General features: G+C 51.5%; 19 protein-coding genes and 1 pseudogene. 6 read left to right on the top strand and 14 right to left on the bottom strand.

Annotated elements, in window-relative coordinates; genetic code table 11:
• Positions 1-103 precede the first annotated feature (103 nt).
• The 11 genes and pseudogenes from thrC to NSS79_RS04470 form a co-directional block, all read right to left on the bottom strand.
• Complete coding sequence (gene thrC / locus NSS79_RS04520; RefSeq protein WP_342438433.1) at positions 104-1,492, bottom strand: threonine synthase; 1,389 nt, start codon at positions 1,490-1,492, stop codon at positions 104-106.
• Between the two features lie 219 nt (positions 1,493-1,711).
• Positions 1,712-2,206: a CYTH domain-containing protein gene (locus NSS79_RS04515; RefSeq protein WP_342438432.1), complete on the bottom strand. Its 495-nt coding sequence runs from the start codon at positions 2,204-2,206 to the stop codon at positions 1,712-1,714.
• Between the two features lie 469 nt (positions 2,207-2,675).
• Entirely contained in the window at positions 2,676-4,397 is a 1,722-nt protein-coding gene (locus NSS79_RS04510) for an adenine deaminase C-terminal domain-containing protein (protein WP_342440297.1), read from the bottom strand.
• A 22-nt stretch (positions 4,398-4,419) separates the two neighbouring features.
• Positions 4,420-5,484, bottom strand: coding sequence for an ABC transporter ATP-binding protein (locus NSS79_RS04505; protein WP_342438431.1), 1,065 nt, complete (start codon positions 5,482-5,484; stop codon positions 4,420-4,422).
• A 16-nt stretch (positions 5,485-5,500) separates the two neighbouring features.
• Positions 5,501-6,289 carry an ABC transporter permease gene (locus NSS79_RS04500; RefSeq protein WP_038586142.1) on the bottom strand — a complete coding sequence of 263 codons (789 nt, stop codon included), beginning with the start codon at positions 6,287-6,289 and terminating at the stop codon, positions 5,501-5,503.
• A gap of 4 nt (positions 6,290-6,293) precedes the next feature.
• Positions 6,294-7,115, bottom strand: coding sequence for an ABC transporter permease (locus tag NSS79_RS04495; protein ID WP_342438430.1), 822 nt, complete (start codon positions 7,113-7,115; stop codon positions 6,294-6,296).
• 3 nt (positions 7,116-7,118) lie between these two features.
• Entirely contained in the window at positions 7,119-8,081 is a 963-nt protein-coding gene (locus NSS79_RS04490) for a nucleoside hydrolase (protein ID WP_342438429.1), read from the bottom strand.
• 2 nt (positions 8,082-8,083) lie between these two features.
• The gene (locus NSS79_RS04485; RefSeq protein ID WP_342438428.1) at positions 8,084-9,169 is read right to left on the bottom strand and encodes an ABC transporter substrate-binding protein; all 1,086 of its coding nucleotides are present in this window, start codon (positions 9,167-9,169) and stop codon (positions 8,084-8,086) included.
• A gap of 299 nt (positions 9,170-9,468) precedes the next feature.
• Entirely contained in the window at positions 9,469-9,813 is a 345-nt protein-coding gene (locus tag NSS79_RS04480) for a hypothetical protein (protein ID WP_038586129.1), read from the bottom strand.
• A 310-nt stretch (positions 9,814-10,123) separates the two neighbouring features.
• Positions 10,124-10,704, bottom strand: a pseudogene (locus tag NSS79_RS04475) (alpha-galactosidase); the annotation flags it as partial.
• Between the two features lie 39 nt (positions 10,705-10,743).
• Positions 10,744-13,296, bottom strand: coding sequence for a glycoside hydrolase family 2 protein (locus tag NSS79_RS04470; RefSeq protein ID WP_342438427.1), 2,553 nt, complete (start codon positions 13,294-13,296; stop codon positions 10,744-10,746).
• Between the two features lie 196 nt (positions 13,297-13,492).
• Between NSS79_RS04470 and NSS79_RS04465 the strand changes: the two genes are divergently transcribed.
• From NSS79_RS04465 to NSS79_RS04440, 6 genes are all read left to right on the top strand, one after another.
• Complete coding sequence (locus NSS79_RS04465) at positions 13,493-14,833, top strand: extracellular solute-binding protein (protein WP_340894740.1); 1,341 nt, start codon at positions 13,493-13,495, stop codon at positions 14,831-14,833.
• Between the two features lie 124 nt (positions 14,834-14,957).
• The gene (locus NSS79_RS04460) at positions 14,958-15,851 is read left to right on the top strand and encodes a sugar ABC transporter permease (RefSeq protein ID WP_038586119.1); all 894 of its coding nucleotides are present in this window, start codon (positions 14,958-14,960) and stop codon (positions 15,849-15,851) included.
• 2 nt (positions 15,852-15,853) lie between these two features.
• Complete coding sequence (locus NSS79_RS04455; RefSeq protein ID WP_342438426.1) at positions 15,854-16,687, top strand: carbohydrate ABC transporter permease; 834 nt, start codon at positions 15,854-15,856, stop codon at positions 16,685-16,687.
• 24 nt (positions 16,688-16,711) lie between these two features.
• Entirely contained in the window at positions 16,712-18,532 is a 1,821-nt protein-coding gene (locus tag NSS79_RS04450) for a sensor histidine kinase (RefSeq protein WP_342438425.1), read from the top strand.
• Positions 18,533-18,558: 26 nt separating this feature from the next.
• Positions 18,559-20,055, top strand: coding sequence for a response regulator (locus NSS79_RS04445; protein WP_342438424.1), 1,497 nt, complete (start codon positions 18,559-18,561; stop codon positions 20,053-20,055).
• 13 nt (positions 20,056-20,068) lie between these two features.
• Positions 20,069-20,806 (top strand): fused MFS/spermidine synthase, encoded by a 738-nt coding sequence (locus tag NSS79_RS04440; RefSeq protein WP_342438423.1) that lies wholly within the window; start codon positions 20,069-20,071, stop codon positions 20,804-20,806.
• 34 nt (positions 20,807-20,840) lie between these two features.
• Here the strand turns inward: NSS79_RS04440 and NSS79_RS04435 are convergent, their stop codons facing one another.
• The 3 genes from NSS79_RS04435 to NSS79_RS04425 all read right to left on the bottom strand — a co-directional run bounded on the left by NSS79_RS04435 (position 20,841) and on the right by NSS79_RS04425 (position 22,792).
• Positions 20,841-21,182 carry a DUF4440 domain-containing protein gene (locus NSS79_RS04435; RefSeq protein ID WP_342438422.1) on the bottom strand — a complete coding sequence of 114 codons (342 nt, stop codon included), beginning with the start codon at positions 21,180-21,182 and terminating at the stop codon, positions 20,841-20,843.
• A gap of 88 nt (positions 21,183-21,270) precedes the next feature.
• Positions 21,271-21,912 (bottom strand): hypothetical protein, encoded by a 642-nt coding sequence (locus NSS79_RS04430; protein ID WP_342438421.1) that lies wholly within the window; start codon positions 21,910-21,912, stop codon positions 21,271-21,273.
• Entirely contained in the window at positions 21,905-22,792 is an 888-nt protein-coding gene (locus NSS79_RS04425; RefSeq protein ID WP_342438420.1) for a serine/threonine protein kinase, read from the bottom strand. Before NSS79_RS04425 ends, NSS79_RS04430 begins: the two co-directional genes overlap by 8 nt.
• Between the last annotated feature and the right edge of the window lie 19 nt (positions 22,793-22,811).

The following is a 22,811-nucleotide window of genomic DNA, read 5'->3' as shown; positions in this document are numbered from 1 at the left end:
CTTACATTTTAAGAACGCCAAGAGCCCCCTTCTTCTGGTGAAGAAAGGGGCTCCTAGCGTTCTATGAATCAAAGGTGTCCAGTTCAGCCAGCAGCTGGCTTGTTTATCCGTAAAAAGCCTGCAGTTGCCGCACAATCTCCGCCTTGTCATGCTCGACTACCGTCATATGCTGCGGCTTCTCGAACAAGGCCGAAATCTGCGCCGGGAAGTCCTGCTTGATACCGGTCAGGGCAATCGCCTCGTCGAATTTGGCCGGATGCGCCGTTGCAAAGGTAATGGCCGTTTCGCCTGGACCGCTGAAGGCCTCATAAGCCGCGATGCCGCAGGCTGTATGCGGATCCAGCAGATAGCCGTATTCCTGCTCGTATTTGCCGATGGTATCGAGGCATTGCTGGTTCTTGACCCCAAGCGCGGCAAAATCAGCCTGCACCTGGTTGAACAGCTCGCCGTCCACCGTAATTTTGCCGTCTGTTTGCAGCTGTGACATATATGCAGACAGCTTCACTGTATCCTCGTCCAACAGATAATACAGATAACGTTCAAAATTGCTCGCCACCTGGATGTCCATCGACGGGCTGTAAGTGCCCGTAAAACTGCCTGGCTTGTATTCGCCGGTCAGTACGAACCGTTCGAGAATGTTGTTTTCGTTGGTGGCGATAATCAGCTTATTGATTGGCAGGCCCATCTTTTTAGCCAAATAGCCTGAAAAGATGTTGCCGAAGTTGCCGGAAGGCACGCTGATATTGATCTTCTTCTCGTCGCTGCCTTCAATTTGCAGATAGGCATAGAAATAATAAACGGTCTGGGCCAGGATACGTACAAAGTTAATGGAGTTAATCGCCCGCAGATGATAACGCCCTTTGAAATCCAGATCTGCGAACAGCTCCTTAATTACCTTCTGGCAATCGTCGAAGTTGCCTTCCACGGACAAGTTCAGCACATTGCTGTCATCCACCGTCGTCATTTGCAGCTCCTGTACCTTGCTTACTTTGCCATGCGGATGCAGGATGCAGATCTTGATCCCTTCCTTGCCGCGAACGCCCTGAATGGCTGCCGCTCCGGTATCGCCCGAGGTTGCGCCGAGGATATGGATGATCTCGCCCCGCACCTTGGAGATATAGGAATACAGCTCACCCATAAACTGCAGCGCCACATCCTTGAAAGCAAACGTAGGACCATGAAACAGCTCCAGCACATGTAGCGAATCGTTAATCTTGCGTAGTGGCGTAACCTCCGGCGCACGGAAATTTCCGTAGCTGGTGTATACCATTTCTTTTAGATCTTCATAGGGAATTTCGTCGTTGGTATAGTAGGAGAAAATCTCCAGGAACAGCTCCTGGAAGCTGAGGCTTCTCCACTCTTCCAGCGTTTCCGGGGAAATCACCGGGATCTTAAAAGGGACCATCAGCCCTCCATCATCCGCAAGCCCCATCAGAACCGTATCAATAAAGCCTCTGGCTTCCACATTTCCTCTTGTGCTTATATACTCCATACCTGTCTCATCCTCCTGATCCCCTCTTTATTTAACCTATATAGTAACACGTTTAAGCGTTAAAGTCCGTTATTTATGTGTCAACTTTTGCGACAAGTGGAAACGGCTTCGCCGTCCTCAAAAGGACGGTATCCGTTTCAGCGAGAAATAGAAGGATAATTTATAGCGTGAAGCATATAAATTCTTATATTTTAAAAAATCAGGGCTAAACCGGCTGCACTATTTATTCTGCAGCTGCTTCCAGACGGTTTTGTTGCTGTACTTCTTCTCTACGCTGACATCCTCGCCGAACCAGTCCGGGGCGGTGAAGCTTTCTGCTTCCTCCAGCGAATCAAATTCAACCTCAAGCACCGTAAGCTCCAACTGGGTGTAGAGATCAATTTCCACCGTAGTACCGTTCCATACGCCGGTAATCCGGGTTTTGACCAGCGGAATAGCCTTGACCGCATCAATCATCTGATTATAGATTCCTTCCGAGATGTAATATTCAATCTCCTGGCGGCTGATCCCTTTGCCATCCTTGAAGGTATGTGTGAAGGTAACCTCTCCTGAATCCAAATCGGTAATTTTGCGCACCCGCAGTTCCTGCCCGTCTTCAATCGCGAGATAGGTCTGATCTATGCTGTGCCGGGTGAGTATCGTAAGCTGTCCGTCCTCAATAAGCCGCTCCGGATATTCCGGGAGCAGAAACTTGCGTTCGATTTCCATAGCCATGCTGTTCGCTCTCTCCTCTTCCAGTTCCGCTTATATTTTATATTATTAATCATCATAGGGTCGTGTCATACGCAAGTCAATCGCAAAAGCCGAATCTTATGGGAAAAAGCCGTCGATGGATGCATACGCTGCCAATCTGATCAAATGATATCAAGTTCTGATAAAGCCGTATTCTATTGCAATTTGTACAGTAGATAGCCCTTGTAACCATCGGAAACCAGATTCTATTGCACTCTGCACAACAGAATTCAGCGAAACGGGTACCTTTGCTCCACAATTCAGAATTCTACTGCAGGAAATACAGCAGAATACGATTTATCAGCAAACATTGAGCATTCTATTGCAGAAAGTGCAATCACCCAAAAAGCTTAGTCCAAAATATACCATCTGTATTTCAAGAAAAGGGATACCCCTGTTGGGTACCCCTTCTCCGGCACATTCAGTTACACTAAATAAAAGGAATAACAGACTACTCTTCTCCAAGCGGAAACAGCAGCGGTACCACCCGTCCGGCGCCGACATCAATCAGGCCGTGGTCCGTGATTTTGAGTGCAGGACTGACAGGGAGCGAATGGGTGCTGATCGACATAATCGGGTTGTAATGATTATAACCCAGCGATTCCATCGCCGTCCGCAGCGCGAGCACACGCTCAGCCGTCTCTGCAAGCGGTGCTTCGGTCAGGATACCGCCAACCGGCAGCTCCAGCAATGCGAGCACCTCGCCATCACATACGACGCAGAAGCCGCCTTGTGCAGCTATCACTGTATTCGCCGCCAGGATCATGTCCTCAGGGTTATGACCTACGACGAGCAGATTGTGATTGTCATGCGAATACGTAGTCGCAATGGCACCGCGTTTAATCGTGTCGCCGCCGATCAGGCCGTAGGCGCGGTTGCCGTTTTTGCCATAACGCTCAAAGGTGGCGATCAGGCCATAGCCGCTTTCCTGCCACTGCAGCTGGCCGCCCTTAACCTCGGCCGCAGCGTGTTTCTCTTCGGTAAACGTGGACACGTTGTTGACCATCATCACCCGGCAGCCATAGCGGCCGTCCGCCAGCTCCGATGACACCGCGAAGTCGCTTGCAGCCAATGGAGCCAACTGCACGCTGCGGTAGAAATGAGCCGGGAACCGCGGCCCCCGCTCTACCTGAGGCAGCGGCTGCATACGGTCGTAGACCTGGACGCCCCGTTTGTAGACCTTATCAATAGCGAAGCTGTCCAGATCCGACAGCAGCACATAATCCGCTGCTTTGTTCGGGGCGATCACGCCGCGGTCAGCCATCTTCATCCGCCGGGCCGGGGTGAACGTAGCCGCATAGACTGCGTCCTCCGGGGTCATGCCCATGGCGATGGCTTTACGTACCAGATGATCAAGGTGCCCGGTCTGCACCAGGGAATCGGTCATCACATCATCGGTCACGAAGCAGAAATGCTCGCTGACCGCATGGCTGATCAGATACTCCATCACATCCGGGGTCATCGATTTCTCCTGAATCTCGATGAACATCCCGGCTGCAATCCGTGCGGTCAGCCCTTCGATGCTCTGGTGGGTGTGATCTGAATCAATCCCGGCATAGATCAGGCGGTGCAGATCAAGGTCCAGCAGCTTCGGCGTATGCCCCTCGATGACAAGACCGGGATAACGGCTGCGGACATGCTGGATGATGCGGTTGCTTTTGCAATCAGGGTCGCGGATGACATCAACATAATTCATCACTTCACCCAGACAGATCATCTGCTCCGTCTCCATCAGCTCGTCGATATCGGCAATTTCAATTGAGCCGCCCGTTGTCTCCAGCGGAGTCGCCGGCACCGAGCTTGGAATCGCATAGAACATGTCCACCTGACAGTCCCGGCTGGCCCGGATCATCTCATGTACACCCTCTACGCCGAATACATTGGCCATTTCATGCGGTTCTGGAACAATTGTAGTTACCCCATGCTGCAGAATACCGTAGGAGAAGGTCTCCGGCGTAATCATCGTGCTCTCGATATGCAGATGGATATCAATCAGGCCTGGCACCATATATCGGCCTTCCGCCTGAATGACTTCCCCGGCTGTGAACGTCTCCGCGCCGAGCGCCCCCACATAGAGGAAACGCCCCTCCTTCACGGCCACATTCGCCGTCTCGAACCGTTTATAGTAACTGTTGTACACTTTAGCGTTCAGTATAAGTTGATCTGTAATCATCATGTATGCTCCTTATGAAGCGCTACTGCACCAGCACCAGCTTCTCTTTTGGAAAATAAACCGTAACCTGCTGTCCTTGAATGAAAGGCTGCTCCATTTCCTGATTAACGGTGAATACACCCAGCTCCGTCTCCACCTGGTATTGGTAGCTGCGGCCGAGATACGTGCTGATCTGTACCGTGCCAGGCAGTGTGTTGCCGGCGGTGTTTGGATCAGGCGCAGTGCCGAGCAGCTGCAGATCGTCAGGGCGGATGGCACCAAGCAATCCGGTATTGCCTTCCCCGCCCGGCCGTTTGGCCGCCAGGAACTTCAGCGCTCCCCGGTTGAGCTCGATATCCGCTCCCTCGTCATTCCTGCCCTCAAAGGAAATGAAGTTTCCGAACCCGATGAACCGGGCCACAAATTCACTGGCCGGATACTTGAAGATCGCCGATGGCTTGTCGAGCTGCTCGATCTTGCCATTATTCATCACGGCTACCTGATCGGAGATAGAGAAGCATTCCTCCTGGTCATGGGAGACATAGACGGTCGTAATGCCCAGCTCCTGCTGGATGCGGCGGATTTCCACCCGCATATTCACCCGCAGATTGGCATCAAGATTACTGAGCGGCTCGTCGAACAGCAGCAGGTCCGGCTCGATGACCAGCGCTCTGGCAATCGCTACCCGTTGGCGTTGCCCGCCGGAAAGGGCAGCGGGCAGTCTTTTCTCAAAGCCGCCCAGGCTGACAATTTCCAGCATCCGGGTAACCCGCTTCTTAACCTCCGCTTCCTTCAGCTTGCGCAGCCGGAGGCCGAACGCCACATTGTCATAGACTGACAGATGCGGGAACAGCGCGTAGCTCTGAAACACAAAACCGAAATTCCGCTTTTCCACGGGAATCTTGGTATAGTCCTTCCCGCCGAACATGAATGCTCCTGATTCCGCGTTCAGAAAACCGGCGATCAGCCGCAGTGTGGTCGTTTTGCCGCAGCCGCTTGGGCCGAGCAGCGAGAGAAGCTGCCCCTTGGCCAGCGACAGATTGAAATCCTCCAGGATCAAACGGTTGTCATACGCAACCGATACATGATCAAGACTTAATAGTGACATTGCGTTATGCCTCCGTTTATCGTTTGGTAAAATAAGCGAATCCCATCAGACGCTCAATGACGAACATCAACGCCGCCGTCAGCACCATCAGAATGACTGAAATCGCGGCAATCGTGGGATCGAAATAATTTTGCACATAGGTCAGCATTTGAATCGGCAGGGTACTGATCCCCGGGCCGGTCATGAACACGGAAATGTCCACATTGTTGAAGGATTCCAGAAAAGCAATCAGAATGGCCGCCAGAATACCGGAACGGATATTGGGCAGGACCACTTTAAAGAACGTGTACAATCTGGAAGCTCCCAGGCTCTGCGCCGCTTCTTCCACAGCGAAATCGAAATTCTCCAGACTCGAGGCAATTACCCTGATAATAAAAGGCAGCATGATTACCGTATGTCCGATTAACAGTCCGGCTACAATCGGCAGCCCGTACACTACAATCAGGTAGCGCAGCAGCGTGAAGCCCAGAACAATGCCGGGAATCAGGACGGGGGACAGAAAAATCGCATTCAGCGTATCCCGTCCGCGGAACCGGTATCTGCTCAGCGCGTAGGCCGCAGGCACACCCAGGAGAAGCGCCAGCAGATTGCCGAGCAGCGAGATCACAATCGAGGTCTTGAAGGTCTCCATGAACGCGCTGACCTCAAAGATATTTTTGTACCACTTCAATGAAAAGCCCTCAGGGGGGAATTTCAGGACTGTGCCCGGCTCAAAGGAAGTAACGGAAATGATGATGAGCGGACCCAGCAGAAAAATAAAGACCAACAGCGTATACAGCGACAGCGCGCGGTTTCCTTCCTTCATGTTCTCACCCCTTCGGATTTAATCGGTTGGCCCAGACGTTCATCAGCCCCACGACCACAAATGTAATGACGATCATAATTACGGCAATAACCGAAGCCGCCTGCCAGTCATTCAGCGTCATGGCATTCTGGTACAGGAAGGTGGAGACCACCCGTTCCTTACCGCCGAGCAGCGCCGGCGTGGTATAGGCCGTCAGACTGCCGACGAAGACGAGAATTCCGCCGATGATCAGCCCCGGCACTGTCAGCGGGAAGGTGATTTTGCGGAACGCCGTAAACGGGGAAGCGCCCAGACTGCGCGCCGCCCGGACCAGCTCATGATCCAGATTCTCCATAACCCCCAGCAGTGTGATGATAATCAGCGGCAGGAATAAATGCACCAGCCCGATCATCATTGCCGTAGGCGTATAGAGAATATCCAGGGGCTTCTCGATCAGCCCGGTGTTGACCAGGAAGGAGTTGATCAGCCCCTTTTTGCCGAGAATAATCATCCAGCTGAAGGAACGCACAACGGGACTGGTCAGCAGCGGGAAGATCGACAGCGCCAGCAGAAGGCTCTTCTTCCGTGCGCTTGCCCGCGAAATATAATAAGCCGCCGGATACCCGAGCAGCATGCAGACCAGCGTGGTCACGACACTTACCCGGAGCGTAGTCAGCAGGATGCGGTTAAAGTACCCGTCGCGGAAAAAATGCAGATACCCTTCCAGCGTCAGCTTCCCATCCTGCACGAAAGTGGAGGCAATGGTCAGCGTGATCGGGACCAGCATGAAGGCCGCCAGGAACAAGAGGCCCGGCAGCAGCAGATACATTGCTCTTTTGTTCTTCATTTTCTAATGACTCCCGTCCTTCTTCGGCTCTTGGTTCAAGCTATCCATGAAACACTCCAGAAAAGCAGCCGCGTCTACCTCCAGGCAGACAGCGGCATTTACCGGCTTGCCCAGCCGGTTCTGGAAATCACAGACGGTCTGGCCGTCGCACAGCTCGCTGCGGGTCTCCACGTCCACATAATAATCGTGCACGGTGACGAACCCGCGGTTCAGTGCCACGCCAACCGCCAGCGGATCATGCAGGGCACAGGCCTGCACACCGTTGCGCTCATAATAACGCTCCCGGTAGCCGGAGGTGCTCTGCTCCACATAATCGCGGATTGCCGGAATGCGCAGCTTCGCAATGTCCTCCGCGCTAAGCAGCGCACGGCGGGTCACATCCAGCCCGACCAGCGTCAGCCGGGGGAACCCGGCAGCCAGTACCTGCTTCGCGGCCTCCGGATCGACGTACATGTTGTATTCCGCCGTCGGCGTGATATTACCGAAACCCTGCACCACGCCGCCCATGACGATTACCTCGGCGGCATGCTGCGTAAGCTCCGGGCATTTCTGCAGCGCGCGCGCCAGATTGGTCAGCGGCGCGGTCATGATCAGCGTGACCTCGCCGGGCTGCGCCAGCACCTGGCGGATGATGAAGTCTTCCGCAGGCTCTGCTTCGGCCTGCTGTGTTACCGGCATATCCCCCAATGCACCGCCGATGCCATCTGCACCGTGCACACGGTGCTCAAAAATCGCTTCGCGGGCCAGCGGCTTGTCCGCTCCGCGGTATACCGGAATCTGCCCGGACACGCCGAGCAGCTGGAGAATTTTGCAGGTGTTCAGGGTTGCCTGATCCAGCGAGACATTGCCGCTGACCGTGGTGATGCCGAGAATGTCGAGCTGTCCGCTCGTCACCGCCAGCATAATCGCCAGCGCGTCATCCACCCCTGTATCTACGTCCAGAATGACTTTTTTACGCCCCGTCATCCTTAGCCGCCAATCTCACGGTTGAAGCGGTCCGTCCACTCTGTAATGTGCTCGTTCACGAAGGACATATCCAGCTTGCGCAGCTTGCCGATGATATCCGGTCCGTACGTTACGCCCACAGCTTCTTCAGGTGTCAGCATTACGTTCATATTGACTGGGGAATCGACCTTCGCTTTGGCGGATGCCGCCTGCACTTCATCGCTCAGCTGCCAGTTGATGAATTCTTCGGCAAGCTCTTTATTGTTGCTGTCTTTGACAACGTTGACTGTATTCATTACGGCATAAGCACCTTCAGACGGTGCGATAAATTTGGCGTCAGGCACAGCAGCCTGCAGATCCTTGAAGTACATTTCCATAATCGGACCGCCGGCAATTTCCTCCTGGCCGAACATGTTCACATACTCGGAAGTCTGGGCGTAGTATTTAACAACGTTACTGTCCAGCTCCTTCAGCTTCGTGAATGCTGTATCCTCATTGAAGTCCGCATTGCCCGCCGCAAGAGATGCCGCATCTACAACCATTGGACCTGCTGTAGCTGTAATTGCCGGCATCGCCAGGTTTTTCTCAAACTTCGTCCACAGATCGCTCCAGCCGGTTACGTCGCCTTTAACCAGTGCCGGATTATAGGCAATTCCCAGGCGTCCGATCGTGTACGCAGGACCATATTCTGCACCCAGCGGGGCTTTGGCGATATCATAAAGGTTCTGGAGATTCGGAATCTTGCTGCTGTCGATCGTTTCGAACAACCCTTCATTGATTGCCTGCTGCGCATAATAGTCCGACAGATAAATGACATCCACATCGGAGCTGCCTTGACGGATTTTGTTCAGACGCTCGGCGTTGTTGCCGATTTCCACCACAATTTTCACATTGTGCTCTTTCTCAAACGGCGCATAGACCGATTCCTTGAAGAAATCTTCCGAAAAGCCCCAGGTGGAGACAACCAGTTCCGTAGGCTCGCCCGATTGTGCCGCTTCGGGTGCAGCTGCGTTATTAGTTCCTGTGTTGTTCGTCGAGGTATTGTTGCCGCAAGCAGCAAGCACAGCAGTTAGTGTAAGGGCAAGGCCCGCATTCATTATTTTTTTCATTAGTAAATAACCTCCCAAGTGTAATATGCTGTACAAATCCAGTCTTCATCCTATAGTTGCGGCAAATTCAGTTCTCTTCATTCCAGTGAGCTTCTGGCGGAAAACGGTTTGGCAGCACCTCCATCTGGTAGTAAAATCTTGATTTCCCTTATTTTTTCATAAAAAAAAGAAAAGCATTCTTGTAGGAACAAGAACACTTTTCTTTGTATAAACAAAGCAAAGAGCTACCCGTAATAGAAGGACGGTCTTCGCTTAAGATAGATCAAAAACGAAAATCCGCAGATATCCTGTTGAATCTGTCATTCTCCGGCCAATATCATATTCGTAAAGGCCCACCCCGTTGGTGCGTCGTAATCCCTGAGCAGAACCTCAATCGTTAGTCCCATCTCTGCTTCAAGTCTTTCCTTAAATCTCTTCTTAAACAGCAGTGACATCCGAAAATCCACTTCCTGCTTAAGTTCAGGCGCCTCACCTTCAAGGGCGGTCGACCGGGGAGATCTGCGGTGCTTGGCGTGAAAGGTAATGACCCGCTGATCGACAGTAACGCGGAGCAGGGTCGTCCCGAAACCAAACAAATCCTTAGAGACCTCATTGTAGATCTGGCACATTTTCTTCTTCTGCTCGCTGTTTTCCAGTTCTGCCATGAAACCACCTTTGAAAACAGAATATCGTACAATTCCTTCGATAGCAATTGTTATTATACATAAATATCGTATTTTCAGCAACAAAAAAGCAATAACTCACATGAAAGTTACATTAAACACGAACAATTAGCGCTTTCCAGCGGGTAACCGTTCAGAAAAATGTGCCGAATTCAGATGCACTTCTACCTCTCATTTCCCCATATTGCCCGTCTGCGCCGATTTCAGATGCATCTTCACCTCCGCATTATTCCCCAAACAAAACAAAAGAAGCCAAGTCCCCCCTGGCTTCTCCTGTTCTCCTAAATGCTATTTATGCTTGTGCCTTTAAGTGGAAACATCCGCTCACATAGTCCTGCTGGATGTCCGGCAGCGGCAGCGGCAGCCCCGCCTGCATCAGCCGGTCACCGCCGTATACTTCACCGCTGTCTGTAAGCGTGTAGTCATAGTCGGGGTTCAGGCCGCTGAGCAGCAGGCTGCGGCGCGGCGGGTAAGGCACAGCCATTACCCGGAAGTAATAGACCAGCGCCTCGCGCTGATCGTCCGAGACGAACATTCAGGCCGTCTCGTTGCCCTCGAACGGACTCTGCAGCCGGTACAAATTGCCATGCTGCACCAGGCCGCGAATTTCTTTAAATTCGCTACCTGCTCTTTCACCAGCTCCTTCTCCTCGTCCGTGAACTTCGTCAGGTCGAGCTCATAGCCGAAGTTGCCGGACATGGCGACATCCCCGCGGAAGGACAGCGGCGTGACGCGTCCAACCTGGTGATTCGGCACCGCCGAGACAAGCGCGCCCATCGCACTGACCGGATACACCAGGCTGGTGCCGTACTGGATCTTCAAACGTTCCGCGGCGTCGGTGTCGTCGCTGGTCCAGGTCTGCGGCATATACCACCCAAATTGCCATGGTCCGGTTCCTTCTCTCTACTGTTTTTACCCCAGGTAGTCTTCCTTCACATAGTCAGCCATCGAATGAATCTCAAGCCCCTTTGGCGCTGCCGGAATGAAGTCCCGATCTCCATTGCCCCGCAGCATAAACTGCACGGTCTTCGGCTCACCCGGAAGCAGATCAAAGAAGTTATCCGAGAAGATACCTTCCTCTTCCGCCGTCAGGTACACCCCTCTGGCCAGCACGTCGCTGCTGACCGTAAAGTCCAGGCTGCCCGGAATCCCGGTCACCGTAAGAACCGGCCGGTTCAGCTTGCTGTCCTTGGCCGCAGCAAAGTAATGCTCCTTACGCTCCAGTAGGGAGCCGTTCTCCAGCAGAGAAACCACGAATACCACCTGCTTCGGATCGTTGCCCTGCAGCAGTTCCGCAGTCGGCACCGCGAAGACCACCGCCGCCGAATCGGCCTCCAGCTGAACCGGCTGTGTCCATTCACGCAATAGCGAGCCGCTGAAGTCATACAGCCGGAGTACCAGTTCACCAGCCAGTGCCTTTTGAAGATCTGAAACGGCATGCACTTGCAGGTTCTCCCCATCCATCTCTTCAATAGAGAGCAGAAGTTCCTGGAAGCTTTTGCGCACCGTATATTGCAGTGCCTTCCAGCGGCCGTAATAATCCATGCCAGCCCAGGAAGCCACCGGCCAGCAGTCGTTCATCTGCCAGTACAACGTTCCCATGCAATACGGCTTGTTTCTTCTGTGGCTTTCAATAGCGATTCTCATCGCCTCTGCCTGAAGAATCTGACTCATATATAGGAATGACCTGAAGTCCTTCGGCTGCGGCAGGTAGATGTCCATATACTCTTTAATGATCAAATTGCCCCGTCCATTCTTCTGGTGAGCCAGCATCACTTCCGATTCCAGCTCCATATCCTCTTCCTCCGCGTAGCTCAGCACCGATTTCAGCTCAGGGAAGGACTGGAAGCCGTATTCGCTCATGAAGCGGCCTACCTTGACGTTATAGTTCTCAAAAGGCTCAATCCCGTGCCATACACCCCAGTAATGAATATCGCCCTCACCCATGATCCGCGTCGCATGCTGATCTTGATCAGTAGTAAGTTCACGAAGCGGAGAGGATGGCCAGTAATCAGCACCCGGATGATAAGCCGCTACCGCTTCCGGCAGAACCCGGTGGAAGATTTCTTCATAATAACCCCAGAGCGTCTCTCGGATCTCAGCGCTGTAGCCTTCCTTCCAGCCCCAGCCCATGTTATCCTCATATTGCGACCAGGCGGAGTCAATCTCATTATTGCCGCACCATAGGGCGATGCAGGGATGATTGCGCAATCTGCGCACGTTGTATTCTGCTTCCTTCCGTACATTCTCAAGAAAAGGCTCATCTCCGGGGTACATGCTGCAGGCGAACATGAAATCCTGCCAGACCAGCAGCCCATACTCATCGCACAGCCGGTAAAAAACTTCCTCCTCATAGATCCCGCCGCCCCACACCCGCAGCATGTTCATGTTCGACTCTACCGCTGTGGCAATCTCGTGCCGGTAACGTTCCTCCGTTATTTCCGTGGTAAAGCTGTCGTTCGGAATATGGTTGGAGCCCTTTGCGAATACCGGCACGCCGTTCAGCTCAAACTGGAATGAAGCGCCCTTCGCATCAGGTTTGCGGATCAGCTTGATTTCCCGCAGCCCGGTAGTTACTTCTGCACTGGACAATACCGTTGCGCTATCCAGCAGCTCTGCCCGGAAGGTAGTTAAATGAGGCGTGCCCAGCCCATTGCACCACCATAACTCCGGCTGGTCAACGACAACATCCATCTCCACAGTGTGCTTGCCGGAAGGAACAGAAACCGCTTGCATCCATTCCTGTCCATTAGCAGTCGTGATCCGCAGCATTCCCTCACAAGCTTGCGGAGTTTCAATCTCCACGACAGCTGTAAGCCGCGCCTCTTCCCTCTTAACTTCATTCTGGCGGATATAGAGATCCGTAATGGCTGCGGCATCCCGGCCTTGCAGCACCGCTTCCCGCCAGATTCCGCTGGTAAGAAATCTCGGGCCCCAGTCCCAGCCATAATGATAAGGCGCTTTGCGGGCAAATACGCTAATCCGCTGCTCTTGCAGTCCGCCCAGCTCTGATTGATCATTGGGCGCCGGCAGATCATACCCCAGCTGCGCCAGCTTCGGCAGGTCTTCCTTAACTACGGAACGGAATTTCACGAGAATTTCATTGTCACCGGCTACCAGCAGCCCTTTGACATTTACAGTCCAGGCCCGGAACATGTTGTCTGCTGAAAGCGCATGCACATTATTCACAAAAACATCGGCATAGGTGTCCAAGCCCGCAAAGACCAATTCCGTAATGGCCAGGCTCTGCCATTCTTCTTCCAGCCGCAGCTTGCTTCTGTACTTCCAGTCCTTCTTGTCGATCCATTGCAGCTCATGCTCGTTCTTTCCATAAAAGGGCTGCGAAATAAGTCCATTGCGGAGCAAATCCGTGTGCACCGTTCCCGGCACAACCGCCGGAAGCCACGTTTCATCATCGCAGGCTCTAAATTCCCAGTTTGTCAATTCAAGATGATATGATTTCATAAATCCTCCCTATTTCAGCAAAATTCATTTGTTTCATTATATTTTGTTATCTTATTGTTAGCAACAAAGTAATTATAAACCCAGAAAGAAAACAAATAAAGACAATAAATAATAATTGAATACATTTAATGCTAGAATCAATGACGTTATAATGATAATGTAAACGCTAACATCAAAACGAAAAGGGGACAATGCAATGAGAAACAAGTTATTTTCGTTATTTTTTGTTATCACAATGACTTTCTCTTTATCTCTGACAGGCTGCGGATCGAACAATAATAACAACGCAGCTAAAGCCACAGATGAGCCGGCTGCAACCAAAGCACCAGAGAATTCCGGCAGTGAAGCAACTACTGAGCCGGCGGCTGGAAGCGGTTCCGACATTAGCGGAAAGATTACCTTCCTGACCAACAGAACCGATATGATCGGCAAAGAGTATGACGAATATGTTAAACGCTTTAACGAGAAGTATCCGAACATAAAGGTCGAGTTCGAAGCTTCCCAAACAGACTACAACCAGCAAGCCAAGGTCAGAATGGCCAGTGGTGAGCTTCCCGATGTGATGTTCATTCCTTCCATTCCGAACTCCGATCTTCCGAAATATTTTGCTTCCCTGGACGATCTCGGCCTGAATGATCAGATCACCTTTAAAGATTTCAAATCCTATGAAGGCAAGCTTTACGGAATTACCACAGGTAACTCCACCACTGGGATTGTCTACAATAAAAAAGCCTTCGCCGATGCAGGCATCACCGAGGTTCCGAAGACTTGGGATGAATTCCTCGCTGCCTGCGAAAAGCTTAAAGCCAAAGGTGTCGTTCCGCTCGCCTCCAACTTCAAGGACAAATGGCCGCTTAACGATTGGGTGTACTCTGTTCCCCGCGTGATTGCAGGTAACCCGGATTTCCCGAACGAAAAGCTGACCTCCGAAACACCTTTCACTATGGATAACGGCTACGGAAAATCACTCAACCTGCTTAGAGATCTGAACGAAAAGGGCTATCTGGAAAAAGACATCAACTCCACCAACTGGGAACAATCGAAGAAGGACATTGCCTCAGGCAAATTCGCCATGTACTTCCTTGGCAATTGGGTCATCAATCAAGTCATCGGCGCCGGCACTACTTCTGACAATGTAGGTTTCTTCCCGCTTCCTTATGATAACTCGGGCACCCTTACTGCACCGCTCAGCCCTGACTTCTTCTATGCTGTAGCCAAGGACAGCAAAAATCTGGATGCTGCCAAAGCGTTCGTGAAATGGATGATCGAGGATTCCGGTTATGAGGATTTCGCCGGATTTATCTCCCCGCTGAAAGGCAAAGAATCCAAGCTGACTCAACTGAAGGAATTCCAGGCGACTGGCGTAACCCTGCAAGAGGGGACAGTGGATGATGCCAAGGTAACAGAAATCACCAATAAGGCACAGCTCGACCTGCCGGCTATGGTACAGGAATTCGTCCTGGCCAAGGACCCGCAATCTGTCTTCGACAAATGGAACAAAGCCTGGGCCAAAGCCAAAAAAGACCTCGGCTATTGATCTTTAGCAAGACCAGCAACGTTAGAACCTAGCAATCCCCCGGCGCAAAATGGATTATCGCTTTCTCCGGATAATCCATTTTGTCGTCATTGACCAAAGCGCTATTCAGAAAGAAGGTTAAGCGATGTTCGGAACATTATCCTATAACAAGCAAAAGCTCATTATCATTGTATCCTTCCTGCTGATTCCACTGCTCCTGCTGGCGACATTCACTTATTATCCGGCCATTAAACTGGTCTATTACAGCTTTACCAACTGGGACGGGTACAGCCCCGAGAAGCCTTGGGTCGGTCTGGACAATTACCGCGAGGTTTTTGGCAATCCTGATATTTTCAAGGTGTTCACCCATAACTTTGCCTACTTTGCGATGGGGATAGTCCAGAATATTGTCGCCATTTATTTCGCCGTTGTGCTGAACAGCAAGCTGCGGGGTAAAAACGGGTTCCGGATTATGCTCTTCCTGCCTTATATCATGAACGGTGTAGCTGTGGCCTTCATGTTCGGCTATGTGTTTGATACTACCAACGGTTCACTCAATATGTTCCTGAACAGCATCGGCCTCACCGGACTAGGACAGACCAGTTGGCTCGGTACTGAAGGACTGGTGAACTACTCGCTCGCTTCCACTGGTTTTTGGCGGTTCATGGGCTACAACATGGTCATTTACATTGCCTCCCTGCAGGCGATTCCGAAAGACATTTATGAAGCAGCCAAAATTGATGGTGCAGGCTCGTTTCAGACGTTGTGGAGAATTACACTGCCGAATATGAAGCCCGTCATTCAATTGAATTTATTCCTCACCGTAACCGGCGCGCTGGAAGTGTTCGATCTGCCGTTCGTGCTGACCAAGGGCGGCCCGGCGGGTGCCAGCCAGACTTATGTTCAGCGGGTAGTGGATACCGCCTTTGCTTTTAATAACTACGGCCTGGCCTCAGCGATGAGCGTTATCCTGATCTTCATTGTCGTTGTCGTGCTCTTGCTGCAGCAACTGGTTCTTAACCGGGGAGGAGATAAGTAGCCATGGAACATTCCAAACTTAGCCTAAAAGACATTTTTAAATACTTCACGCTGCTTATCGGCGTATTCGTCGTACTCTTTCCGCCTTATGTCGTGGTGGTCAACGCCTTCAAATCAACCGAAGAGTTTAACAGCAGCAGTTCCATGGCTCTGCCGCGCAGTTTCTTCAACTTCGATAACTTCGTGACTGTGTTTCAGCGCGGCGGACTGCTCAGCGGCTTCGGCAACGTGCTGATTATTATCATTATTACATTGACCCTGAACATTCTGTTTGGGACAATGGTGGCATATGTACTGGGGCGGTTCTCTTTCAAGTTGAAGCCGGTTGTATTCGGCGCTTATCTTGTGGCGACCATCATTCCAAGCATTACTACTCAGGTAGCGACCTTTGGCATCATCAAAAGTATGGGCCTCTACAACACCTTGGGTGCTCCGATCGTACTCTATATCGGAGCAGACGTCATTCAGATCATCCTGTATTTACAGTTCATCCGCAACATCCCCGTTGATCTCGATGAGAATGCGATGGTTGAGGGTGCATCCCTGTTCAAAATCTACCGTTCGATCATCTTCCCGCTGCTGTCACCGGCGACGGCAACACTGATTATTTTGAAGACGATCAGCATCTACAATGACATGTACATCCCCTATCTATATATGCCAAAACAAAGCCTCGGCGTCGTTACCACCGTCCTCATGCGTTTTCAGGGGGTCAATACGGCCGATTGGAATTTGATCTGTGCAGCCATTCTGCTTATCCTGCTGCCGACAGTCATTCTTTACTTCTTCCTGCAGCGTTATATCTTTGAGGGGGTAACCAGCGGCGCCGTCAAATAGGGGGTACAGAAAGGAATAACCATAGTGGTCTCTTACATCCGGAGAATTGTGCGCAGCATATGGCTGTTCCTGGCCAACCTGCCGATGGAGCGAAAGCTGATTGTCGTATTTATTTTTCTGATCTCCCTGCCAATCACTTACGTCAGCTATCTTTCTTCACGCTCCACCTTCAACTCGGTGCTGTCGAGCTCCACAAAGAGTGCCGGACAGATGGCAGACAGCGCTTCGGATACCATAGACCGGTATGTTGCTGATCTCAAGCGGTACACGGCGCTGCCGCTGTACAATACCGATGTTCAGTTCTACCTGGAGCAGCGTAATACCGATTGGGAAAAGAACACCAGCATGTCGATGTTCCTGAGCTATTTGAACCATACGAAAGAACAGATTATTGCCGTATACTTAGTGGACAAATACGGTTCCACCTTTTATGACAGGGCTCCCGGCATCAATGAATTATTCCCGGCGGAACGGCTGGCGCAGTGGCAAAGCCTCACCGAGGGGGCCGGTGCAGCTCCGGTAGTCCAAGGCAGGCATACGATCCGTGTAAACTCCGGCGACCACAAAGAGGTGTTCAGCGTTTTGCGCACCATTACTTCGGTCAGCACGCTCAAAAATATCGGAATCCTTGTCTTCGACATTGACATCAACAACCTCTTCAAGGGGATCGTTGATCCTGTAAACGCCGTCACCCAGGGCAATACCCTGATCGTGGACGACAAGGGCGAATTAATGTACGACGGTGAGCATGTGGACGGCCAAGAGACCCCGAAACAGCGGGAACATGCACAGATGCTGCTGCAGAAAGTTACCGCTCCCAATGGCCACTTTCAAATCACTTTGGATGGCCTTGATGTTCTTGCAGTGTACAGGGTATCCCAGAAGACCGGTTGGACGACCATTGTTTCCATTCCGCTGGACCGTATCCTCTCCCCGGTGGAGAAGAACCGCAACCGGCTGATTTTCACTACTCTGTCGATTATTGCCTTCGCGCTCGTCGTTGCCACCTTTATTTCCTATGCACTGACCAAACCGCTGAAGTCGATGGTCCGTCTGATGAAGCAGGTGCAGCACGGCAATCTGGATGTCTGGCTGCATCCGAAATATAATGACGAAATCGGGATGCTCGGCAGCCACTTCAACCGGATGATTATCCGGGTCAAGGATCTGCTTCAGGAGGTCTCCCTTACGGAGAAACGCAAACAAAAGGCAGATATGCGGGCGCTGCAGAACCAGATTAACCCGCATTTTATTTACAATACGCTGGAATCCATCCGCATGCTGGCGGAGAGCAGTGATGACCCCCGCGTCGCGAAGCTCACCTATCTGCTTGGGCTGCAGATGCGTTACGGCATTGTCCGCAGTGAAGAAACCGTTACGATCCGGCATGAGCTGGATCATGTGCGTAATTATTTGCATCTGCTGCAAATCCGCTTTCCTGATAAATTCCGGCTCAATATCCATGTGCCGGAGGAATTCCTGCCGCTGCCGGTGATCAAGCTGGTCTTCCAGCCGATTGTCGAGAATGCCGTTTTTCACGGGCTTGAACCTAAGGAGGGGCCGGGTACACTGAACATTACGGCTTGGGAGGAGGACGGTAAAACTGTATTTTGCGTCGAGGATGACGGAATAGGTATGGATGAGGATACCCTGCGCGCTTTGAATAACAGTCTGATGGGCGGGGCAGACGGTGAAATGTTCGGAATCGGTCTGCGAAATGTGAATGAGCGCATCCGTCTGCATTACGGTAGCTCCTTCGGATTACACGTGCAGAGTGAAATTGGCACAGGAACCCGTGTGACTTTAAGAATCGAGGATCTTTCGGACGATCACAGCGAAGAATAATATCATTCCAAAAAGGGGGACTCGGCTTGCTGCGTATTGCGATTGTAGATGATGAAGTTCTGATTCGCGAAGGTCTGGCACGAATGATCAGCAAAGAGAGCAGCACCTTCGTTGTCGCCGGTATTTATCCGGACGGCAAACATTTGCTTGATGCGCTCCCCTCGCTCCACCTTGACGTTGTTATAACCGATATCCGTATGCCGCAGATCGACGGGCTGGAGCTGATCCGGCAGCTTAAAGCGAACCACCCCGGGATTCGCAGCCTGCTGATGAGCGGATTCGTTGAATTTAATTATGCCCGGGAAGCCATTCGTAGTTCAGCGGTAGATTATCTGCTCAAACCTATCAACAAAGAACAGCTCTTCGAAGTGCTGTATAGTCTGGAGAAGGAGCAGAAGCTGTTACGGGAAAAAGAAGAATGCCAGCGCACAGGCCTGCTGCACTCCCTGCTGCATATCGAAGAGCCCTCTGCCGTTCTTCTAAGCGGCCTTACCTTGCCCCAGCCTTATTTCACGGTCTATGTCCTTAAAGGAAGCTCCCGGGAAAAAGTCTGCGGAATTGCAGACAGTCTGCGGCAAGAGAAGGCGTTCCTCCTCGATACGCTGGAAGTGCAGAAAGGGCTGCAGGCATGGATCTGTTATTCCGCACAGCCGCTCCCCCCTGAAGAATCACACGAAATCGGAGAGATTATCGGCATTGCAAGCAAGGGCCAGCGTCTCCATGCGGGGGCCAGCCGCTCCTACGATGATCCCGGCAAATTTAGAACAGCCTATCTTGAAGCCAAGCTCGCCTGCGATGCAGGGATTTATAGTCCGCTGCCGCTGCATTATGTTACGATTAAAGAACTCCAGGCACCGGTGCAGGCTGTCTGTGATCCCTTCCCTCCATTCCGGGAGCCGCTGATCCATGAGCTGCAGATTCTAAATGTGGCCGGGGTGCTGGAAGGACTGCACAAGCTGTTCTCTGTGCTGGAGCTGCAGCAGGCTTATCCCGACTTGATCCTGCGCGCCTGCCGGCAGGTTGAAGATACTGCCCGCAAGGAGCTGCAGGAATTTGAAGCGGTCTACCGAAAAGACTGCAGCCAGCGGCTGGAAGAGCAAATCGAAGCCTGCATGGCCTTTGCTGAAATTGAGGAACTCTTCACCTCCTCCTTCTCGGTCGCGCTGAACGAAATCCGCAAGCACCGGCTGGAAATGTCCGGTACAGCCGTTGAAACGGTCAAGCGCTGGGTAGCGGCCCATTATAATCAGCATGCCGATTTGAACATGTTGGCCGGTATGGTATTTTTGACGCCAAGCTATTTAAGCAAGCTGTTCAAGCAGGAGACCGGGCTGACACTGACCGACTATGTAATTGAAATCCGCATCCGCAAAGCGAAGCAGCTGCTGAAGAATGCGCCTGATCTGAAGGTGCACGAGATCGGCACCGAGGTCGGCTATCCCGACCCTGCTTATTTCAACAAGCTGTTCAAGAAAGTTGTCGGTGTTACGCCGAACGAATATAAACGCATTTCACTTGTTTAAGGAGAATGATACCTTGCATCCAGAGTTCCTGAACTCAAAGAACAACCCCGAAATCCAGGTGTACGAAACGACAGAATTATATGGTGAGAGAGGCAGATTCCGCGTACTGCAGTTTTCGGGAGACGCCATTCAGGGCGCCCTTGATCTGGACCACCCCCGGCGGGTGGTCTTTGAATATCCGCGGGCGATGATCCACCTAATGGAGGCTGGCGAACCTTATTTCGAAGATGTATTCCTGATTGGACATGGGATCGGAACGATTGCCGGTTATTTTGCGGAGAAGCGCTTTAAAGTGGCCGAAGTGAATGCGGAGGTCGTGAAGCTGAGCCGGCAGCATTTTGGCTACAGCCAGGATAATGTCGTTGTCGGGGACGGACGGCGCATTCTGGAGGGCGAGCCGGAACGCCGCTATGACTTCCTTCTTCTGGATGCTTTCACCGCTGACGGCACTCCCCGGCATCTGGTCTCCGGTGAGTTCTTCGCCCTGGCCCGTTCCAAGCTGAACAGCCGCGGCTCCATCATCATGAACCTGATGGGCAGAAGCGAAAAGGACCGCCTGATAGGGGCCATCCACACGACTTTAGCCGGGGAATTCGCCTATATCAAGGCCTTTGCCCTCCCTTCGGAAGGCACCGCCGATATCCGCAATATCATCATCATGGGCAGCGGCAAGCCGATCCGCTATCAAGCCCGGCAGATGGCCGGGTTTATGGAAGTCACCCTTGGGCAGGGGCATGTGATCCGGGACTAGGCATAGATAACCTATAAACAGAGGGTCGTTAACCCTATCCTCTCACCGGGGTTCCTTGATGAAAAAACATCTGCCACTGCCCATCCCTGAATTTCCAGATTGAACTGCGCAGTGTCTCTCCCCCCGTCTCTTCGTTCATGATCCGGTAGGTGGCCAGCACAGCCTCCCCGGATAACGGATGAAGTTCGAACCCGCTCAGGGTCATTCGGACCTCGCCCGCTCCTTCTTCGCCCATCAAGTCCCGCATATGCCATACCTTCCCGGAGCTTCCGAATTCAAAAAAATCGTCTGCCAGCAGTCGCGACAGTTCATCCGGCGAAGTGCGCACCTCGGTGTTCAGCAGCTTCTCTTCCAGTTCACAGATCTGCTTGGACATTGCGTTTAGTTCCTTGTATCCTAAGCCTTTTTTTCAAGCACTGGTAATCCTTCTTTCTGCGACTATTCGTACCCGGCGAAATCCGGCCCTACAATACACCGTTCATTCCACCAAATATCCGGCCAAAAACATTAAAATAGATCATGATAAAAGATAATATAAGGGCGATAGGCAGAATGGACAAAATTTGAATTTTGTTTTTCGGAATGGTAAGTAACAAAACAACTATCATTATTAGATATATCCCCATAAGCCATGGAATTAAATAGTAATGATGGTGAACGGGTAAGTAAGCGTTACGTAATTCAAACCCTTCTGACAGTAATACTGTGATTGGAAGGGCCGAAACAAGATTAGAAAACAATCCGCTCCCGCGTGCATACCACATAACATAAGCACAAACAGGAGATGCCACTGCGCATAACCCCCAAAAAACAATTTCTCTTTCTGGGAAAAAATGCAGCACAAACGTTGTGTAAAGATAATAAACAGTAAGCATCGACCCAAAAAAGGCAAATATTTTTACAGCCGCTAATTTGGGAGAATAACTGAAAACTGATAAAAGTGTTGCAACAAATACCCATATACCAAGACGTCCTCCGAGATTGTCAAATATCGGGTTTATATTCGGATTATCCACAAGTTTTGCTGCTAACCCCAAAATAACTCCGATAATAATTGCCTTTGCTATCGAAAAAACTTTTTGTTTTGTGGTGGATTTATTATCCATCGTTTGCTTCCTTCCTCGCTTTATCCCATTCCGCCTTGAACTCCGAGACACTCCGGTAACGCTGAGCCCGCTCTGGATCTACGGCCCCCAGCGCAACCTTGTACAGTTCCGGTTCCGCTTCCCATTTATCTCTGGATCGGTCACTTTCTCCACCCAGTAGTACAAAAGCAGTAGCCCCCATATTATATACATTGGTGATTTCGTCGATTGGGGCATCCAGAAGGTACTCTTCTGGTGATTTGAACCGTTTGGAGCCCCATAGCTGCTCTCCCATGCCGTTGAAGAAGGGCTTAGGTTGATAGAAATCAATATCGCAAATCGCTGTACGGTCCTTAGTGAAATCATAGAGAATGCTTCCATCATAAAAATCTACAGCCACATATCCTTTAGACTCTATGTATTTATGAAAGCCAAAGATGACCTCCAGAGAATCCAGCCGTTTCTCCGTCGACAAGGCCCTATAGCGGTAAAAAGGCGATTCGGGATCACTATACTTGGCCGCTCCGCCAAAAGCCCAATGCGAATGCAGGCACTCGCCTTCCGTCCATTCAAAAACCACTGCATATCCCGTTTCCACAGGACCATGAGATAACAACTGGATTAGCGACGGATGCCGCAGCTCCTCATAGAGAGGAACCGCCTGAATCAATCTTTCAACCGCTTCCGCAGGATCACCATGGAATTGCATTGTTTTCGCTCCGGCGAACTTCACAAAATACTTGCATCCGTCTTGCTCAACCCCAAAGCTGATATTTCCGGAATCCTGCTCATCAAACACCCGGAACACCCGCCCCATTGCCGTCAGCCAATCAAAAGAGTAGGCCTCCTGCAGTTGAAACGTAGCCTCGTCAATTACAAATCTATATCCGTTTCCGCTCATCGTCTGCCTCCTGTGCCAT

Origin of the sequence: Paenibacillus sp. FSL L8-0436 (genome assembly GCF_038593025.1) — a bacterium.
GTDB lineage: Bacteria > Bacillota > Bacilli > Paenibacillales > Paenibacillaceae > Paenibacillus_AQ.
This window is presented reverse-complemented; position numbering and strand designations above follow the sequence as displayed.

Bases quoted from the DNA above. Each gene is read 5' to 3' on its own strand.
- thrC (WP_342438433.1), bottom strand. From the start codon at position 1,492: ATGGAGTATATAAGCACAAGAGGAAATGTGGAAGCCAGAGGCTTTATT.
- NSS79_RS04515 (WP_342438432.1), bottom strand. From the start codon at position 2,206: ATGGCTATGGAAATCGAACGCAAGTTTCTGCTCCCGGAATATCCGGAG.
- NSS79_RS04510 (WP_342440297.1), bottom strand. From the start codon at position 4,397: ATGATTACAGATCAACTTATACTGAACGCTAAAGTGTACAACAGTTAC.
- NSS79_RS04505 (WP_342438431.1), bottom strand. From the start codon at position 5,484: ATGTCACTATTAAGTCTTGATCATGTATCGGTTGCGTATGACAACCGT.
- NSS79_RS04500 (WP_038586142.1), bottom strand. From the start codon at position 6,289: ATGAAGGAAGGAAACCGCGCGCTGTCGCTGTATACGCTGTTGGTCTTT.
- NSS79_RS04495 (WP_342438430.1), bottom strand. From the start codon at position 7,115: ATGAAGAACAAAAGAGCAATGTATCTGCTGCTGCCGGGCCTCTTGTTC.
- NSS79_RS04490 (WP_342438429.1), bottom strand. From the start codon at position 8,081: ATGACGGGGCGTAAAAAAGTCATTCTGGACGTAGATACAGGGGTGGAT.
- NSS79_RS04485 (WP_342438428.1), bottom strand. From the start codon at position 9,169: ATGAAAAAAATAATGAATGCGGGCCTTGCCCTTACACTAACTGCTGTG.
- NSS79_RS04480 (WP_038586129.1), bottom strand. From the start codon at position 9,813: ATGGCAGAACTGGAAAACAGCGAGCAGAAGAAGAAAATGTGCCAGATC.
- NSS79_RS04470 (WP_342438427.1), bottom strand. From the start codon at position 13,296: ATGAAATCATATCATCTTGAATTGACAAACTGGGAATTTAGAGCCTGC.
- NSS79_RS04465 (WP_340894740.1), top strand. From the start codon at position 13,493: ATGAGAAACAAGTTATTTTCGTTATTTTTTGTTATCACAATGACTTTC.
- NSS79_RS04460 (WP_038586119.1), top strand. From the start codon at position 14,958: ATGTTCGGAACATTATCCTATAACAAGCAAAAGCTCATTATCATTGTA.
- NSS79_RS04455 (WP_342438426.1), top strand. From the start codon at position 15,854: ATGGAACATTCCAAACTTAGCCTAAAAGACATTTTTAAATACTTCACG.
- NSS79_RS04435 (WP_342438422.1), bottom strand. From the start codon at position 21,182: ATGTCCAAGCAGATCTGTGAACTGGAAGAGAAGCTGCTGAACACCGAG.
- NSS79_RS04430 (WP_342438421.1), bottom strand. From the start codon at position 21,912: ATGGATAATAAATCCACCACAAAACAAAAAGTTTTTTCGATAGCAAAG.
- NSS79_RS04425 (WP_342438420.1), bottom strand. From the start codon at position 22,792: ATGAGCGGAAACGGATATAGATTTGTAATTGACGAGGCTACGTTTCAA.